The 15,172-nt window shown below is 61.3% G+C and carries 15 protein-coding genes; 10 read left to right on the top strand and 5 right to left on the bottom strand.

What is annotated here, in order from left to right; translation table 11 throughout:
- The first annotated feature begins 21 nt into the window (after window positions 1–21).
- Window positions 22–402, top strand: coding sequence for a hypothetical protein (locus I5L79_RS10935; RefSeq protein WP_196955083.1), 381 nt, complete (start codon window positions 22–24; stop codon window positions 400–402).
- 87 nt (window positions 403–489) lie between these two features.
- Window positions 490–1,830 (top strand): tRNA (N(6)-L-threonylcarbamoyladenosine(37)-C(2))-methylthiotransferase MtaB, encoded by a 1,341-nt coding sequence (gene mtaB / locus I5L79_RS10930; protein ID WP_196955082.1) that lies wholly within the window; start codon window positions 490–492, stop codon window positions 1,828–1,830.
- Window positions 1,831–2,030: 200 nt separating this feature from the next.
- Here mtaB and I5L79_RS10925 read toward each other — a convergent pair whose 3' ends face one another.
- Window positions 2,031–2,288, bottom strand: a complete 258-nt coding sequence (locus tag I5L79_RS10925; protein WP_196955081.1) for a hypothetical protein — start codon at window positions 2,286–2,288, stop codon at window positions 2,031–2,033.
- 886 nt (window positions 2,289–3,174) lie between these two features.
- Between I5L79_RS10925 and I5L79_RS10920 the strand changes: the two genes are divergently transcribed.
- The 5 genes from I5L79_RS10920 (at window position 3,175) to I5L79_RS10900 (ending at window position 6,004) form a co-directional block, all read left to right on the top strand.
- Window positions 3,175–3,639 carry a hypothetical protein gene (locus I5L79_RS10920; RefSeq protein ID WP_196955080.1) on the top strand — a complete coding sequence of 155 codons (465 nt, stop codon included), beginning with the start codon at window positions 3,175–3,177 and terminating at the stop codon, window positions 3,637–3,639.
- 18 nt (window positions 3,640–3,657) lie between these two features.
- Complete coding sequence (locus I5L79_RS23310) at window positions 3,658–4,068, top strand: helix-turn-helix transcriptional regulator (protein WP_196955079.1); 411 nt, start codon at window positions 3,658–3,660, stop codon at window positions 4,066–4,068.
- 120 nt (window positions 4,069–4,188) lie between these two features.
- Window positions 4,189–5,061: an NmrA family NAD(P)-binding protein gene (locus I5L79_RS10910; RefSeq protein ID WP_196955078.1), complete on the top strand. Its 873-nt coding sequence runs from the start codon at window positions 4,189–4,191 to the stop codon at window positions 5,059–5,061.
- A gap of 4 nt (window positions 5,062–5,065) precedes the next feature.
- The gene (locus I5L79_RS10905; RefSeq protein WP_196955077.1) at window positions 5,066–5,590 is read left to right on the top strand and encodes an alpha/beta fold hydrolase; all 525 of its coding nucleotides are present in this window, start codon (window positions 5,066–5,068) and stop codon (window positions 5,588–5,590) included.
- Entirely contained in the window at window positions 5,591–6,004 is a 414-nt protein-coding gene (locus tag I5L79_RS10900) for an alpha/beta fold hydrolase (protein ID WP_196955076.1), read from the top strand.
- Between the two features lie 230 nt (window positions 6,005–6,234).
- Here I5L79_RS10900 and I5L79_RS10895 read toward each other — a convergent pair whose 3' ends face one another.
- Window positions 6,235–7,473: an ABC transporter permease gene (locus I5L79_RS10895; RefSeq protein ID WP_196955075.1), complete on the bottom strand. Its 1,239-nt coding sequence runs from the start codon at window positions 7,471–7,473 to the stop codon at window positions 6,235–6,237.
- A gap of 126 nt (window positions 7,474–7,599) precedes the next feature.
- On the opposite strand from I5L79_RS10895, the gene I5L79_RS10890 reads away from it, so the two are divergent.
- From I5L79_RS10890 to I5L79_RS10880, 3 genes are all read left to right on the top strand, one after another.
- Entirely contained in the window at window positions 7,600–8,868 is a 1,269-nt protein-coding gene (locus I5L79_RS10890; RefSeq protein ID WP_196955141.1) for an asparagine synthetase B, read from the top strand.
- Between the two features lie 74 nt (window positions 8,869–8,942).
- Window positions 8,943–9,317, top strand: a complete 375-nt coding sequence (locus I5L79_RS10885; RefSeq protein WP_196955074.1) for a hypothetical protein — start codon at window positions 8,943–8,945, stop codon at window positions 9,315–9,317.
- 105 nt (window positions 9,318–9,422) lie between these two features.
- Complete coding sequence (locus I5L79_RS10880; RefSeq protein ID WP_196955073.1) at window positions 9,423–11,264, top strand: glycoside hydrolase family 2 protein; 1,842 nt, start codon at window positions 9,423–9,425, stop codon at window positions 11,262–11,264.
- Between the two features lie 208 nt (window positions 11,265–11,472).
- On the opposite strand, the gene miaE is transcribed toward I5L79_RS10880, so the two are convergent.
- The 3 genes from miaE to lpxK are packed head-to-tail and all read right to left on the bottom strand — an operon-like array spanning window position 11,473 to window position 15,168.
- Complete coding sequence (gene miaE / locus I5L79_RS10875) at window positions 11,473–12,114, bottom strand: tRNA-(ms[2]io[6]A)-hydroxylase (RefSeq protein WP_196955072.1); 642 nt, start codon at window positions 12,112–12,114, stop codon at window positions 11,473–11,475.
- 56 nt (window positions 12,115–12,170) lie between these two features.
- Complete coding sequence (locus I5L79_RS10870; protein ID WP_196955071.1) at window positions 12,171–14,123, bottom strand: putative porin; 1,953 nt, start codon at window positions 14,121–14,123, stop codon at window positions 12,171–12,173.
- Entirely contained in the window at window positions 14,116–15,168 is a 1,053-nt protein-coding gene (gene lpxK / locus I5L79_RS10865; protein ID WP_196955070.1) for a tetraacyldisaccharide 4'-kinase, read from the bottom strand. Before lpxK ends, I5L79_RS10870 begins: the two co-directional genes overlap by 8 nt.
- Window positions 15,169–15,172: the final 4 nt, after the last annotated feature.

The following is a 15,172-nucleotide window of genomic DNA, read 5'->3' as shown; positions in this document are numbered from 1 at the left end:
CGCCGTTTCAACCAGCCCCCAATGGACCAGCCGGAACTCCTGTTTGTGTACAATGCCAAGGCCGGCCCACTAAATGGCCTGCTCGACACCCTGCACAAAACCCTGTCGCCGGCTACCTACGCCTGCTCCCTGTGCGCCCTCACCTACGGCGCTACGAGCATGAAGCCGGAGTGGCGGCAGTTTCTGCGGGAGTTGCCCGTCACAGCCACCTTCCTGCACCGCGACGAGCTACCTCAGCACTACCCCGAGCTGGCCGCGCACCCGCTTCCGGCCGTGTTCCGGCGCCACGCCCCGGGCCCGTGGCAGGTATTTCTGACGCCTCAGGAACTCCGGCAGCCGGATCTGGCCGAGCTAATAGACCTGGTGCGGAGCCGGCTGGCGGCCCGCCGGAACGCGGGCTAAGCAGCAGCCCTGCCCGAGCGGCGCCAACTTCCCTAAGCAAGGTATCTGCAACAACCGGCAAGTAGCCGTATCTTTGCGGCCTTGCTTATGGAAACCAGAAAAGTTGCCTTTTATACGCTGGGCTGCAAGCTCAACTTCTCCGAAACGTCGGCCATTGGGCGGCAGTTTGAGGAGCACGGCTTTGTGAAAACCAGCTTCGAGGACGCAGCCGATATCTACGTCATCAACACCTGCTCCGTCACCGACCACGCCGACCGCAAGTGTCGCAAGGTGGTGAAGGAAGCGCTGAAGCATAATCCCGAAGCGTTTGTGGCTATTGTGGGCTGCTACGCTCAGCTCAAGCCCCAGGAAATTGCCGAAATTCCGGGTGTGCACGCCGTGCTGGGCGCGGCCGAAAAGTTTCAACTGGTGGAAACGCTGGCGGGCTTTCAGAAGCCGGCGGCCGGGCAGCCGGGTCAGGTTTTCGCCTCGCCCATTGCTGCAGCCACCGAGTTTCACGCGGCCCACTCCTACGGCGACCGTACGCGCACCTTCCTGAAGGTGCAGGACGGCTGCGACTATTCGTGCTCGTTCTGCACCATTCCGCTGGCCCGGGGAAAAAGCCGCTCCGGCTCGGTGCAGAGCGTGGTGGAGCGTGTGCAGGCGCTGGCTGCTACCGGCGTGAAGGAAATTGTGCTGACGGGTGTAAATCTGGGCGACTTCGGTCTGCAGGGCCCCGAGCGGGAACGGCGGGAAAACTTCTACGACCTGGTGCAGGCCCTGGACGAGGTGGAAGGCATTGAGCGGTTCCGCATCAGCTCCTGCGAGCCCAACCTGCTGTCCGATGAGATTATCCGGTTTGTGGCCCGCTCGAAGCGGTTTATGCCCCATTTCCACATTCCGCTGCAGTCAGGCTCCAACAAGATTCTGGGCCTTATGCGTCGGCGCTACCGCCGCGAGCTGTACCAGGAACGGGTTGCCCTGATCAAGGAGGTGATGCCGCACGCCTGCATCGGCGTCGACGTAATTGTGGGGTTTCCCGGCGAAACCGAGGCGGATTTCCGGGAAACCTATCAGTTTCTCAACGAGCTGGACGTGAGCTACCTGCACGTGTTTCCGTACTCGGAGCGGGAGAAAACGCTGGCGCCTACCCTGCCCGGCCGCGTGCAGGACCGCCTCCGCCACGAGCGCACCACCCAGTTGCGCGGGCTTTCGGAAAAGAAAAAGCGCTTTTTCTACGAGCAGCACGCGGGTCAGCAGGCGCAGGTGCTCTTCGAAGATGACGTAACCAACGGTCAGATGGAAGGCTTCACGCCCAACTACATCCGCGTTACGGCCCGGTACGACCCCCTGCTGGTAGGCGAGCTGAAGCACCTGCGCCTGACCGCCGTGAACCCACAGAACCTGATGGAAGCCGAAGAGCTGGGCATCGAAGTTTTTCAGCACTAAGGCTGTCATGGCGAGGCCGGTGGCGCATCAGGCCAGTGTGTCCGAAGCAATCCGTCCTGGACAACACTCAACACTATAAAACGTGAAAAGCCCCTGATGCTCGTGCTGGCGTCAGGGGCTTACTCGTTTTATTCAGAGGCCGGATTGACGCCGCTTGCTGCGCGGAATGTCGTTCCTCCCTGCAACGACAGGCAACGGTTCTATCGGCTCAGCTGCCGCTGCATCAGGTCCATCATTTGCTGCATCAGGCGCTGCTGCTCCTGCAGGTGCTGGTTGCGCAGCTCAGCCAGGGCCAGTTGGTGGGCCATCTGCTGCGTGTATAAAGCGGCCTGCCAGCCTTCGGTAGGAGCCTGCGCTGCCGGGGGGGCGGGGTTGAGCGCAGCAACCGGAGCAGCCGCTGCCGCCGGTGGTGCAGCGGCCGGGGCCGGCTCTGGCACTGTGGCGGCTACAGGCGGCAATGGCTCAGGAGTAGGACCAACAGCTGCCGCTGGTGGCGCGGAATCTGCCGCCAATGGGGCTTCTATAGGAGGCAAGGGCAGGGCGGTTTCTTCCTCCTCGAGTGCTGGTGCCTCTTCGTCTTCTGCTTCCTCATTAACGATGGGGGCATTGACCGGCGGAAAAAGCTGGCCCGCTACGGCTACGTACCTGGGGCCTTTACCCAACAGCATCCAGTCTTTTGATACATTTGGATAAACAGTGAATAATGTCTCAAGCAGATCGAAACCCGGCTTATTCCGCCCTTCTATCAGGTGCTGAATAACCGTGGCTGTTCGACCCAGAGACTTTGCAAAGGCATTTTTTGATATACCCAAATCCTTAACAAGGAGCGCAAAACGTTCGGCAACACTTTCGGCCATATTATTCAAATGCTTTAGCTTATATTATTCTGCAAATGTATAATAAAATAAACAAGCTTAGTAGTGGGTGAGTTGCTGGCTAAGTTGTTCCTCGGTTGTAGGGTTTGGAGTTTCTGCTCAGAAAGCGCAGGCGCTTTCTGGTGCTTCGGGCAATTGGGCGAGACGCAATTTGCATCTCGTCGAATTGCCTTGGTCCTCTCTGGTAGTCCTAAACAAAATCGAACACATCGGAAAAATCGGCTTCAGCTTGGCAACCAGCTTATCCCTATTAGTAGCACCTACGCTGAAGTATTTTACAAGACGCGGAGAGGTTTGAATCTGTACTAGCGTTTCCTTCATGCTCCCTTCCCGCACAAAGCCTACGCTCAACCAGCGGGCATCCGGACGGGTTTTACCCATTCTGCCTGGGTTAGGTATCAACTCGGCTCAAAGGATGCCGGGGTGCTGCGGCCAACTATTCCAGGTCGGAAGCTGTTACTTGCCACTTATGCCTGTACCTGCCACCTATACCTACACCTCCGAGCTCTACGAGGGCCCGGCCCTGACGAGCAGTGCCGCGCTGGATTGGCCCGGGGTACGGATTGAGCGCTACCAGTTGGCCCCAGCGGCTCTGCCGGCTCACTGCCACGAGCACCACCTGCTCCTGGTGCATCAGGGGCCGCAGCCGGTAGTCGCCAGTCGCCGCACCGGAAGCCGCGTGGAAGCAGACCAGTTCCGGCACGGCGACGTAGGCCTGTACCCGGGTGGGGAGTACGGCCCGTTTAACTGGGACAGCCCGGTAGACATCATTCAGGTGCATCTGGATGCCCAGGCCCTGGAAAACCGGGCCCGCCGCGACCTGGACGTGCGCGCCTTCGTCCTGCGGGAGCGGTTTCGCTGCGAGGATGGACTGCTCGCCCAGCTCGCTCAGCAGCTGCTGGCGGCCACGGGCCGGGCAAATGGCCTCGGGTAGCTCTATGCCGAGTCGCTGGTGACGACGCTCTGCTACCATCTCATTGAGCACCACGCCACGTTCGAGCACCGCCCAACGAGCGGGACCGGGGGCCGGCTGCCGGCCGCGGTGCTGGCCCGCATCGATGCTTACCTGGAGGCCCACGCGGAAGCGCCCGTTACCCTGGAGATATTGGCCGGACTGGCCAATCTGAGTGTGTTTCACTTCGCCCGCCGTTTCAGACACACCACCGGCCGCGCCCCCTACCAGTATGTGCTGGACTGGAAAATCCGGCGCGCCCGTGCTTTGCTGCGAGCCGGCGAGCTGCAGGTGGCCGCCATCGGCGATGCGCTGGGCTTTGCCTCGCCGGCCCATTTTGCTGCCGCCTTCAAGCGGGCCGTGGGCCAGAGCCCCCGGGCGTTTCAACAAGGCCAGGCCGCGCACCAATAGCGCAGGAATATGTAAGTAGAAGGCAGGAATCAGGCACTGGCCTGGGAAGCATTGGGGGACCTTTGAGGTAATTAAAGCGGCCGCCGAACTGCGGTGCTTTCACCCTCAACCCCTGCTTGCATGAATGCTCTTATTGTAGTGGCCGGCGCCACCGGCGACCTGGGCGGCCGCATCATCAGTGCCCTGCACCGGCGCGGCGCAACCGTGCGGGCGCTGGTACGCCCCGAAACCGACCCGGCGAAGACAGACCGCCTCAGCCGGCAAGGCGCGGACGTATGGCGCGTCGAATTCACAGACCATGCGGCCCTCGCCCAGGCGTGCCAGGGCGCGAGTTGCGTGGTGTCGGCCCTGGCGGGCCTGGAGGAGGTTATCGTGCAGGCTCAGTCGCGGCTGCTCAGCGCGGCCGTGGCAGCGGGCGTGCCGCGCTTTATTCCCTCCGACTTTGCCAGCGACTACACCCTTCAGGCGCCCGGCGCCAACCGCAACTTCGACCTGCGGCGCACGTTCCGGGCCCGCCTCGACCAGGCTCCCATCTCCGCAACGTCCATTCTCAACGGCGCTTTCGCCGAAGTGCTGAGCTACAATATTCCGCTGCTGGACTTCCGGCAGCAGCAGGTAGACGCCGACTGGCGCATCGACTTCACCACGAAGGACGACACGGCTTCCTTTACGGCCGCTGCTGCCCTGGACCCGGCCACACCCCGCTTCCTGCGCATCGCCAGCTTTCAGCCCAGCCCGCGCGAGCTGGTTGCCCTGGCCGAGGCCGCCGGCAAAGGCCGCTTCACGCTGGTGCGGCTGGGCTCCCGCGCCGACCTGGCCGCGGCTATCCGGCGCGCCCGGGCGGCCAACCCGGCCGGTGAGCAGCAACTCTACGCCGACTGGCTGCAGATGCAATACCTGCTGAGCATGTTCAGTGTGCAGAACCCGGCGCTCGACAATGCCCGCTACCCGGAGCTGACCTGGACCAACCCCATCACCTTTTTAACCGCTTAAGCCTGTGCAACCCGTTTCTTCCCTGTTTCCGGCCTCCTACTCCGACGAGGCGCTGCTCCGACGCCTGCCCGGCTTCACTGACCACTACGCCACCGTTAACGGTGTGCGGCTCCACTACGTAGAGGACGGGAGTGGCCCGGTGCTGGTGTGCCTGCCGGGCTGGCCGCAAACCTGGTACTCCTACCACCCCATTGCCGCCGGGCTGGCCCGGCATTACCGGGTTATCATCGTTGATATTCGCGGCATGGGCAGTTCTGAGAAGCCCGCCGCGGGCTACGACAAGAAGACCATGGCCCAGGACATCTACGAACTGCTGCGCCACCTGGGCGTGACGAAAGCCTCGATCCTGGGGCACGACATCGGCGGTATGGTGGCCAGCAGCTTCGGGTTTAATTATCCGCAGGCCACCCATAAGCTTATACTGGCCGATGGGGCGCACCCCAGTGAAGGTCTGCGGCAGATGCCGCTGCTACCAGCCCCCGGCTCCTTTACCGATAAGATGAACGGACAGCAGCCCTACCTCTGGTAGATGGCCTTCAATCAGGTGAAGGATTTGCCCGAGCAGCTGCTGGCCGGGCGGTTTGAGTATCTGCTGGAGCACCTCTTTCGCTACGTGATGCTGGACGAGAGCCGCATGTCGGCCTTCGACCGGGCAGTGTACGCGGCCGTCTACAACCAGCCCGAGAACATCCGCGCCTCAAACGCCTGGTATCAGGCACTGGCCCAGGATATAGCCGATGCTGGCACCTACGCGCGCCTTACCATGCCGGTGCTGGGTATCGGCAGCCACGTGTCGTACAGCTACCTGCAAATGAGTTTGCCTTATATGGCCGAAGACGTCCGGGTCGTCGGGATCTTAGACAGCGGGCACTATATGTTCGAGGAGCAGCCGGCGCAGGTGCTGGCAGCCGTCCTGGACTTCCTGCAGCCACCGGCCAGCTAACGGCGCCGGGGCAGCCGCTCTCCGGCTCATACCTACGTGCCAACCTGCAGTTGTCGGCAGTCTGAGAAAAGCAGCACGGCGCTTGCAGTTTGCGCTGATGGTGCTCTGCCTTGCCACTTAGCTGCTGCCCGAAAACGCATAAGCCAGCTGTTCCCAACCCGTCATCGATAAGGCCAGGGACGCGCTATTTCCATTCTGCACGGTTCGGTTTCCTAGGCGCCGCTTCTCTCCTACTCGTAGCGCAGGCTTTCGATGGGGTCGAGGGCGGCGGCTTTGCTGGCGGGGTAGTAGCCCGAGGCCAGGCCCACCGTTACGCAGATAATCAGGCCCATCGTCATCCAGAGCCAGGGCACCACGAAGCCGCCGCTGCCCACAAACAACGACACGCCGTTGCCCATAGCCACGCCCAGCAGGATACCGAACAGCCCACCCATGATGCAAATCACAATGGCCTCGATCAGGAACTGCTGACGGATTTGCAGGGCCGTAGCGCCCAGGGCCTTGCGCACCCCAATTTCCCGGGTGCGCTCCGTGACGGATACCATCATAATGTTCATGAGGGCAATGCTGGCGCCGAGCAGGGTGATAAAGCCTACCAGGAAACCGCCCACTTTCATCCCCCCAGAGAGGCTGTCCAGCTTGGCGGCCAGGGAGTCGGAGCGCTCCAGGTCAAAGGAGTCTTCCTGGCCCAGCTCGTCGTGGCGCACGGCGCGCATGATGCCGGTGGCCTGCCCTGTTACGTAGGTCAGGTTTTCGGGCTTTTCCACGGCCGTTTTCACGTCGTAGGTGAGAGCTTGCTGGCGGGGCATCTGGTTGCCGGTTTCCAGCGGAATCAGGATGGTGCGGTCGGCGCCGCCCCCGCCCATGGTGGGGCCGCTTTTCTCAAAAACGCCCACCACCTGAAACCGGCGCCCCAGGAAATACACGTACTGGTCGACGGGATTCTGGCTGGGAAACAGCTTGTCCTTGATTTCACTGCCCACAATGGCTACGTTGGCGCCATTATCCAGCTCCGTCTGCGAAAAGCTCCGGCCGCTGCCCAGCTCGTAGTTCTGAATCAGCAGGTAGTTTTCGTCGCCGGCCACCACGTTCATGTTCGGGTTGGTTTTCTCCCCGTTGGCTTTCACCTCCGTAGCGCCCGCAATAAAGGCGGAGAGGCCCACCTTGGCATCGTCGCCGAGCTGCTCCTTGTACTGCTGGGCCTGCAGGTAGCTGATGGGTGGGTAGGTGCGCTCCCGGCGGCCGCCCTGCCGGAAGCGGTTGCTGTAGCCCTTGGCCGTCATTTCAAAGGAGTTGGCGCCCAGGCTGGCGAAGGTCTGGTTCAGGGAGTTCTTCATGGCATCAATAGCCGTGAGAATACCTACCAGCGCCATAATGCCAATGCTCACAATCAGGCCCGTGAGCACCGTGCGCAGCAGATTACTGTGAATGGAACGGAACGCTTCCCGAATGTTTTCTAGCAAGTGCATACCTCAGACCCTGAAATTGGTGCCTGCCCCACGTGGGGCGGGCGCCGCAAGGTAACCGCTTTCGGGCGGACTCCCGCTGGTTTTGGTACATTTGCTTACGTTGGTTTTTTACGGATATCGTACATGATGCGGAAGTCGTTTTTTCTGTTTGTGGGCTTGCTGCTGACCCTGTTGCCGCTGGCGGCGCGGGCCAACCGCGTGCTCATTCCCATGGATCAGACCCAGAAGGAGCACCTCAAGGCCTATGGCATTGCCTTCTGGCTGCTCACCCGGCAAGTAGAGGTAGACTGGCTGCTGAATTACCGCGGCGGGGCCTTTGCCTGCAACGGCGTGGAGGGCCTGGAAAATGAGCTGGCCGTGCGGGGCGTGAGCTACCAGGTGATTTCGGAAGCCCAGTACAGCAGCGTGCTGCAGGAAATAGCCGACCCCAACGCCAACATGGACATCATGAAGCTGGAGAAAGTGCCCAAGATTGCGGTGTACACGCCCAAGGGCAAGCAGCCCTGGGACGATGCCGTGACGATGGTGCTTACCTACGCCGAAATTCCCTACACCCAGATCTACGACGACGAAGTGCTGCACGGCGACCTGCCCAAGTACGACTGGCTGCACATTCACCACGAGGACTTTACGGGCGAGTACGGCAAGTTCTTCGCCTCCTACCGCAACCGCCCCTGGTACCAGCAGCAGCAGCGCGACTCGGAGGCGGCAGCCAAGCGCAATGGCTTTGCCAAAGTAAGCCAGATGAAGGGCGCCGTGGTCACGCGCATGCAGGAGTTCGTGGCCGGCGGCGGCTTCATGTTTGCCATGTGCGGGGCCACCGACACCTACGACATTGCCCTGGCCGGCCTGGGCATTGACATGGTGGAAAGCATGTACGACGGTGACCCGTCCGACCCCCAGGCCCAGAGCAAGCTCAACTTCAACCGCACCCTGGCTTTCAAGGACTTTCAACTCGTGCGCGACCCATACCAGTACGAGTACTCCAACATTGACATGCAGCCCCAGGAGCGCGGGGTGTACGAAGACAACGACTATTTCCAGCTGTTCACGTTCTCGGCCAAGTACGACCCGGTGCCTACCATGCTCACCCAGGACCACGAGAAAACCATCAAGGGCTTTATGGGTCAGACCACGGCCTTCCGCAAGCAGCTCATCAAGTCCGACGTGGTAATAATGGGCGACAACAAGGCCTCGGGCGAGGTGCGCTACATGCACGGCACGCTGGGCAAAGGCACCTGGACGTTCTACGGCGGCCACGACCCCGAAGACTACCAACACTTAGTAGAAGAAGAGCCCACCGACCTGGCCCTGCACCCCAACTCCCCCGGCTACCGCCTCATTCTAAATAACGTGCTCTTCCCGGCCGCTAAAAAGAAAAAGCAGAAGACCTAAGCCGGACATATTTCGGAAATCATTTAGCATCCGACGCATGTAAGTTCTCGAATCCTCGTGGGCTAGGTATCCTTATGAGAAAAGTTATTCTCAGTGTATTGGCCGGCATCATTTTCGGCGTGTTAGCCAGCACTTTTCTCTCAAAAAGGCTCGGCAGTAAGCCTATTCCTGAAGGCTACGTCTGTGTAATAGTAAAGAATCAATCAAAGAGACCTATAAAGCTCCTTACATTAAAGCATGAACGAGGCAGTATAGAGGTGAAGGGGCTTCAGCAGGGAGAGCAAACAAACGTCATTTTTAAAAGCCCCGGTGAAAACGCTTATTCTGTCATTGCCAAATTCGAAAGCGGTTCTACAGTAGCTTCCCGCAAAGAGTATATTGAGGGTGGCTATCGGAGAGTCAACACCATATTTACTGATACTATTAGGCTGGAGCGCAACGCGTATTAATTTGTTGATGGCACGGGCTATTCAGGTGGGCTATGCAGAATTGAAACAGATGGCATCCGTAACGCCCAAATTCCCGTTTGTAAGCCCTAACCTACCGGCGCTTTCATGAATTCCACGCAACCTAACTACGGTTTTTCGGCTACCAATGGCGACCTGCGCACGACGAACCCGCTCCCGCGGGCCGTGTTGCGCTCCAACAACTACCTGCTGCTCGACGGGGAATGGCGCTTTGCCCTGGACCCTGATGATGTGGGCCTGCGCGATGCCTGGTACGTCAGCCACCAGTACGAGCACGTAGCCAACTGGCCCGGCTCGGTGGAGGAGCACATGGACCAAACCCGGGAGCCCGGCCAGCCAACTTCCCGGTGGCAGGACAAGGTAGTGGCCTGGTATGAGCGGGAATTTCCTTTACCCGAGCGGGGCGACGACCACAGCCTGTTCCAGCTCACGTTTGGGGCCTGCGGCTATGAAACCCAGGTATGGCTCAACGGGCATCTGCTGCGCACAATTGAGGGTGAGGACATTCACTACGGTGAGTACACGTCGTTTTCCTTTGAGTTGCGCAACGAGTACCTGCGCCCTATCAACCGCATCACCGTGCGCATTGCCGATACCATGGACGCCGAAACGCCCCGCGGCAAGCAGGAGTCGCACGTGTACAAGCGCGGCGGCATCTGGTACCAGACGCACACCGGGGCCGTGCGCTCGGTGTGGCTGGAAATGGTGGAGCGCAACCGTCTTCGCACCCGCGTGGGCGTGGAAAGCGTGATTGAAGACCGGCTGGTACGCTTCAATATGACCACCCGAATTCACGACCCCGGCGTGTATACTGTACGCCTGCAGGTCTTCTCCACCAACGAGCCGGCCCCGCAGCCCCTGGCCGTGTCGGAGTTTGAGCTGCGCCTGGAGGCGGGCCAGCGCCAGCAACGCATGGTGATGGAGCTGCCCGGGGCAAAACTCTGGGGGCCGGGCATGCCCAACCTTTACCGGCTGGTGGCTCAGCTCATCGACTCCGAAGGATATACCGCTCAGATTGAAACGCATTTCGGGCTGCGCAAAGTGGAATCCAGAGGGCGGCACGTGTACCTCAACAACGAACCTACCTACCTCGACGGCATCCTCTACCAGCCCGGCACGGCCACCTACGAGGAAATGCGCCTGCACATGCACGCCATGCTCGAGCTGGGCTGCAACCTCGTGCGGGTGCACATTGCGGGCGTCGACCCGCGTATCTACAACCTGGCCGACGAGCTGGGTCTGCTCTTGTGGGTAGAAGTGCCGAGCCCCCACTCCTCCACCCCGCGCAGCCGCGAAAATCACCGCGCCGAGCTGCTGCGCATGCTGGCCCTTATTCAGTCGCACCCCTCGGTGGTTATCTGGAGCCTCTACAACGAGGACTGGGGCTGCCAGGACATTGCCACCAACCCCGAAACCCGGCGCTACATCATCGACATGTACCACTACATGCAGATCGAGCATCCGCAGTTTCTGGTGGTGGACAACGACGGCTGGCAGCACATTTCGCAGGAGGGCCGCCTGAAGTCCGATTTACTCACGGCCCACCTCTACACCCCCGACCTGCCGCGCTGGCAGGAGTTGCTCGACCGGCTGGTGGAGGGCGAAATGATTGGTACGGCCGCTTTCCCACTGGTGGTGGGCGACCCGTTCTTTTACCGTCGTCAGAAGCCCCTGATCGTGAGTGAGTGGGGCGGCTTCGGCTTTGCCGACTACGGCGGCCCCCAGGCCGGAGAAGAGCGCACGGAGCGCATCCGTCAGTTCAAGCAGGAACTGCGCCGGCGCGATATTGCCGGCGACGTTTACACCCAGGCCACCAACATTGAGGACGAACGTAACGGCGTTATCGACCCGCACACGGGCGCGCTGTCGGTGCCGGCGGGCCTGCTTTCTTCAAAGGGGGATGGTGAACAGGTAACAGGTAACAGGTAACAGGTAACAGGTAACAGGTTTGAACGCGTCGGTGCGAGGTGGAGTCGAAACAATCCGTCCTGAGCAACGTGTAAAGTTCTGAAATGGTGAAAAGCCTCTGTCGTCAGTACAAACGGCAGTGGCTTTTCTGGTTTTATAACTGGTCTGGTGCAATACAGGATGGATTGCTGCGGCGCCGCCTCGCACCGACGCGTCACTCACTTCACCGCTAGTGCATCCGGTCGTCGCGCACGGGCAGATTAGTCACGATGTTGCCCTCAATTTCAAGCAGCTCCTGGAGGCGGGCATCCACTTCGCGGGCGTCGCAGTATTCCTTGGCCAAATCCACGTACGCTACGAAATGCCCGGCTTCCGACACCATCAGCTCGTAGTAGAACTTGCTGAGGTCGGGGTCGGGAATGTGTTTCCAGAGCAGCTTGAACCGCTCACAGCTGCGGGCCTCAATCAGCGCCGACACCAGCAGCTGGTCCATGAGCTGCCGCTCGCGCTGGCCGCCTTTGCGCACGTGGGCCATCAGCTGCACCACGTATTCGTCGCGGCGGGGGCGGCCCAGCTGGTGGCCGCGCTTGCGCAGCTCCTGCAGCACCCGCTCGAAGTGAGCCCACTCCTCGGCTACCAGTTCCGTCAGCTCGTCTACCAGGCGCGTTTTCTCCGGATATTTTACAATCAAGCTGATACCGGTACTGGCCGCCTTCTGCTCACAGTAGGCATGGTCGACGAGGATATCCTCAATGTTTTTGCTGGCTATATCCACCCAGCGCGGGTCGGTGTTCAGCTTAAGCTTAAGGATGGTTTTCTCGCGTTTTTGAGCTTCTTCCTCTGAAGGCTGGGGCGCCGAATAATCCGTCATAGTAGTTCAAGAGCAGCTTTCCATACGCTTTGCTAAAGAGCGTATCAGCTAATTAGTTAATCAAAGAAATTCCAGCGCAGACCAAACTGAAAGCTGCGCGGGTTGCCGGTGTAGTAGGGCGTGGTGAAATAGCCGTTGCGGTACAGGCCCTGGTTGAGGTAAGCCAGCTTCAGGAAGAACGTGACGGCCTTGATGTCACCGCTCACGAACACGTCCATCACCGGGTAGCTGCGGGCCGTGAAGCTGTTCTGCACGAAAAACTGCTGGGTGCTGGGGCTGTAGTCGTAGGGCCGCCAGCGCGACTGAAAGTAGGTTTCCAGCCCGATCTGCCCGAACAGCGCCTTCTTGAACAGGTAGCCCTGGTAGGCCACGCGGCTGTTGAGCACAATGGCCGGAATCCGCAGGCCGTCCCCGTTGCCTCCCCCGGTCAGGGTCAGGTCGTGGTCGGCGCGGAGCTTGCCCAGCACCAGCCGGTGGCGCAGGCGGCCAATGAACAGCTGCCGCTCAGTATCCAGCTGCGCTGGTACAGCCTGCTCGTTGTAGTACACCAAGCTGGTAATATTCACCACGGCGCCTTCGGCCAGGATGCGCTGCGGCCCAAACGTGCGCTCGGCCCGCACCAGCAGCTGGTTTACTTTGGTATTGTTAAAGGGCTTCTGGTCTTGGCCTATATGATTCCACTGGAAGTGGTTGCCATCGAACTGCTGCTGGGTGAGCGTGGGCGAGTACGAGGTGCTGGCTATTTCGGCCGTCAGCGGCCCCAGCCGGGCAGAGGCCCGCAGCCAGTATTCATCCGCCAGCTTGTACTCGCCGGCGGTTTCAATGGCAAACTGCTGGTAGCGGAACGCGGCCGTGCCGCCCAGAAACACCTGGTTGAAGGTACGCTCTGAGGTTGTAGGCGTAGTTCCGTCGGCCAGCAGAGAGCGGGTTTCGAGGCGGGCGTTGCGGTAGCGGCCGTAGAGGCGGTAGTCCACGGCATTGGTGTGGCCAAGCACGCCCACGGTGTTATCGAGCTGCCGGTAGTTGGCGCGGTCTTCGGTCTTGAGCGAGTCGTAGCGGGTCTGGCGCCGGGCCGTAGCGGGCGAATAATACCGGATGCGCCCCTCCGCATCGTAGGGAATGGCGTCGTCGTTGTAGCGGTTCTGCTGGCGGTTGAAGTCCAGGGTGTGGTAGGCGGTGAGGCCCTTGCTCAGCAGGCGGTAGGTTTGGGTGAGGTGGGCGTCGTCGCGGTTGTCGCGGTTCACGGCCTGGGAAAGCCACACTTCCTCCAGGCGGTAGTCGAACAGCTGGCGCAGGGCAGTGTCTCCCACCTGAGGCCGGATGCCGCCCTGCTCCACCGCCTCGTGCCGGGTGATAAGGTAGTTAGCCAGCAAATGATACCGCTCATCCTCGGTCTGGTAGCGGCCAAACAGCGTAATGGTGGAGTGGCGCACCATCTGGTTCCGGGGAATAGAGGCCAGGACTTTGTTGCTGGCCACGCGGTTATAGGTGATACCCACGTTGGCCAGCTTCTTGAAGCTGCGGCTGTGGGTAAGCTCAAAAATCTGCTCGCCCACGGAGCTCTGCTGGTAGCGGAAGTAGGTGAACGGCGAGCGGGTGTCGTAGTACGGGATGGTGGCTGGGTTGGGCGCGTACCGGTCGAAGGCGTTGCGGCCCAGGCGGGCGCCCAGCTGGGTGGGCATCTGCCAGAGCAGGCGGCGCGAGGCCGTACCCAGATTGCCCAGATCCTGGTAAAACGACGAATCGGGCAGCCAGTAGCGCTGGTTGTGGAAGGTGTTGAGGGTGGTATCGAGCGTGGTGCCCTCGGTTTGGTCGCGTAGCACGTCCCGCTCCCGCACGATGCGCGTAGTCAGCGGCCCGTAGAGCACCTTGGTTGAGTCGTCGATAATCTGGGCGCGGGCCGGGGCCGCCAGCAGCAAAGCCAGCAAACCCGCCAGCAGCGCGGCGCGAAACCCGGCGGCGAGGCCACTTTTTCGCCACCGCAAACACAAAGCAAATAAATCAGACAACAGCGTGGGGCTGAAAGGAAGACATCAGAAACTGCCGAAGCTGGTGGGCACCATCCCCCAGCAGCCGGACTTCAATGGGAATAAAAAACACCGGTACGCCCGCCAGCGCGGCTTGCAGGGCCGGCTCGCGCAGGCGCATGGCGTCCTTTTGCGTGGTAAAGATGCTGCCTCCGGGCGGGAGTTGGGCCACTACCGCCCGAATTTCGGCCTCGGTGAAAGCGTGGTGGTCGGCAAAGGCGGCGTGGTGCGCCAGCGCGTAGCCGGCCTGCGTCAGGTACTCGCGCAGTGGCCCGGGTTGGGCAATGCCCGTCAGCAGCACGCCAGCCAGGCTGGCCGGCGCGGCCGCCGCGCCTACCGCCACGGGTGCCCCGTAGGTATAGCTGGAGAACAGCACCGGCGCGCCCGGCCGGCTGTAGCACCCGATGCGTTGCCGGATTTCCGCCTGCTCGGCGGCGGGCAATTCGGCGGGGCACTTCGTGACGATGATGACATCGGCGCGGCGGGCCCCACCCCGGCTCTCGCGCAGGCGCCCGGCGGGCAGCACCCAATCCTCGTAGAAAGGCCGCTTGTGCTCCGTGAGCAGAATACCCAGCGTAGGCCGCACGCGGCGGTGCTGGTAGGCATCATCAAGCACCACGGACGTGGCGGTGGTTTCGGCCAGCAGGTGCCGGATGCCCAGGCGGCGGTCTTCGGCCACGGCCACAGGCACGGCGCCCGCAAAATCCTGCCAGTGCTGCAGGGGCTCGTCGCCCACGGTAGCAGCGGTTTCCTTTTCAGTTACGCGGCGGTAGCCCTGGGTTTGGCGGCCGTAGCCCCGACTCAGAATGACGGGCTGCTCGCCCAGCTGCTGCAGCTCGCGCACCACCCAGGCCACGTGCGGGGTTTTGCCGGTGCCGCCCACCCGCAGGTTGCCCACGACAATAAGGGGCGCCTGAAAGCTGCTGCTGGCTTTCAGCCCCGTATCGTACAGCCAGTTGCGCATCGCCATAACGCCGGCGTAGAGCCAGCTCAAAGGCAGCAGCAGGAGCGTTACGAAGGAGTTCATGCAA

Origin of the sequence: Hymenobacter guriensis (genome assembly GCF_015773195.1) — a bacterium.
In the GTDB taxonomy this organism is placed as follows: Bacteria; Bacteroidota; Bacteroidia; order Cytophagales; family Hymenobacteraceae; genus Hymenobacter; species Hymenobacter guriensis.
This window is presented reverse-complemented; position numbering and strand designations above follow the sequence as displayed.

Bases quoted from the DNA above. Each gene is read 5' to 3' on its own strand.
- I5L79_RS10935 (WP_196955083.1), top strand. From the start codon at position 22: ATGGACCAGCCGGAACTCCTGTTTGTGTACAATGCCAAGGCCGGCCCA.
- miaE (WP_196955072.1), bottom strand. From the start codon at position 12,114: ATGACGGATTATTCGGCGCCCCAGCCTTCAGAGGAAGAAGCTCAAAAA.
- mtaB (WP_196955082.1), top strand. From the start codon at position 490: ATGGAAACCAGAAAAGTTGCCTTTTATACGCTGGGCTGCAAGCTCAAC.
- I5L79_RS10885 (WP_196955074.1), top strand. From the start codon at position 8,943: ATGAGAAAAGTTATTCTCAGTGTATTGGCCGGCATCATTTTCGGCGTG.
- I5L79_RS10920 (WP_196955080.1), top strand. From the start codon at position 3,175: ATGCCTGTACCTGCCACCTATACCTACACCTCCGAGCTCTACGAGGGC.
- I5L79_RS10880 (WP_196955073.1), top strand. From the start codon at position 9,423: ATGAATTCCACGCAACCTAACTACGGTTTTTCGGCTACCAATGGCGAC.
- I5L79_RS10900 (WP_196955076.1), top strand. From the start codon at position 5,591: ATGGCCTTCAATCAGGTGAAGGATTTGCCCGAGCAGCTGCTGGCCGGG.
- I5L79_RS10910 (WP_196955078.1), top strand. From the start codon at position 4,189: ATGAATGCTCTTATTGTAGTGGCCGGCGCCACCGGCGACCTGGGCGGC.
- I5L79_RS10890 (WP_196955141.1), top strand. From the start codon at position 7,600: ATGCGGAAGTCGTTTTTTCTGTTTGTGGGCTTGCTGCTGACCCTGTTG.
- I5L79_RS10895 (WP_196955075.1), bottom strand. From the start codon at position 7,473: ATGCACTTGCTAGAAAACATTCGGGAAGCGTTCCGTTCCATTCACAGT.
- lpxK (WP_196955070.1), bottom strand. From the start codon at position 15,168: ATGAACTCCTTCGTAACGCTCCTGCTGCTGCCTTTGAGCTGGCTCTAC.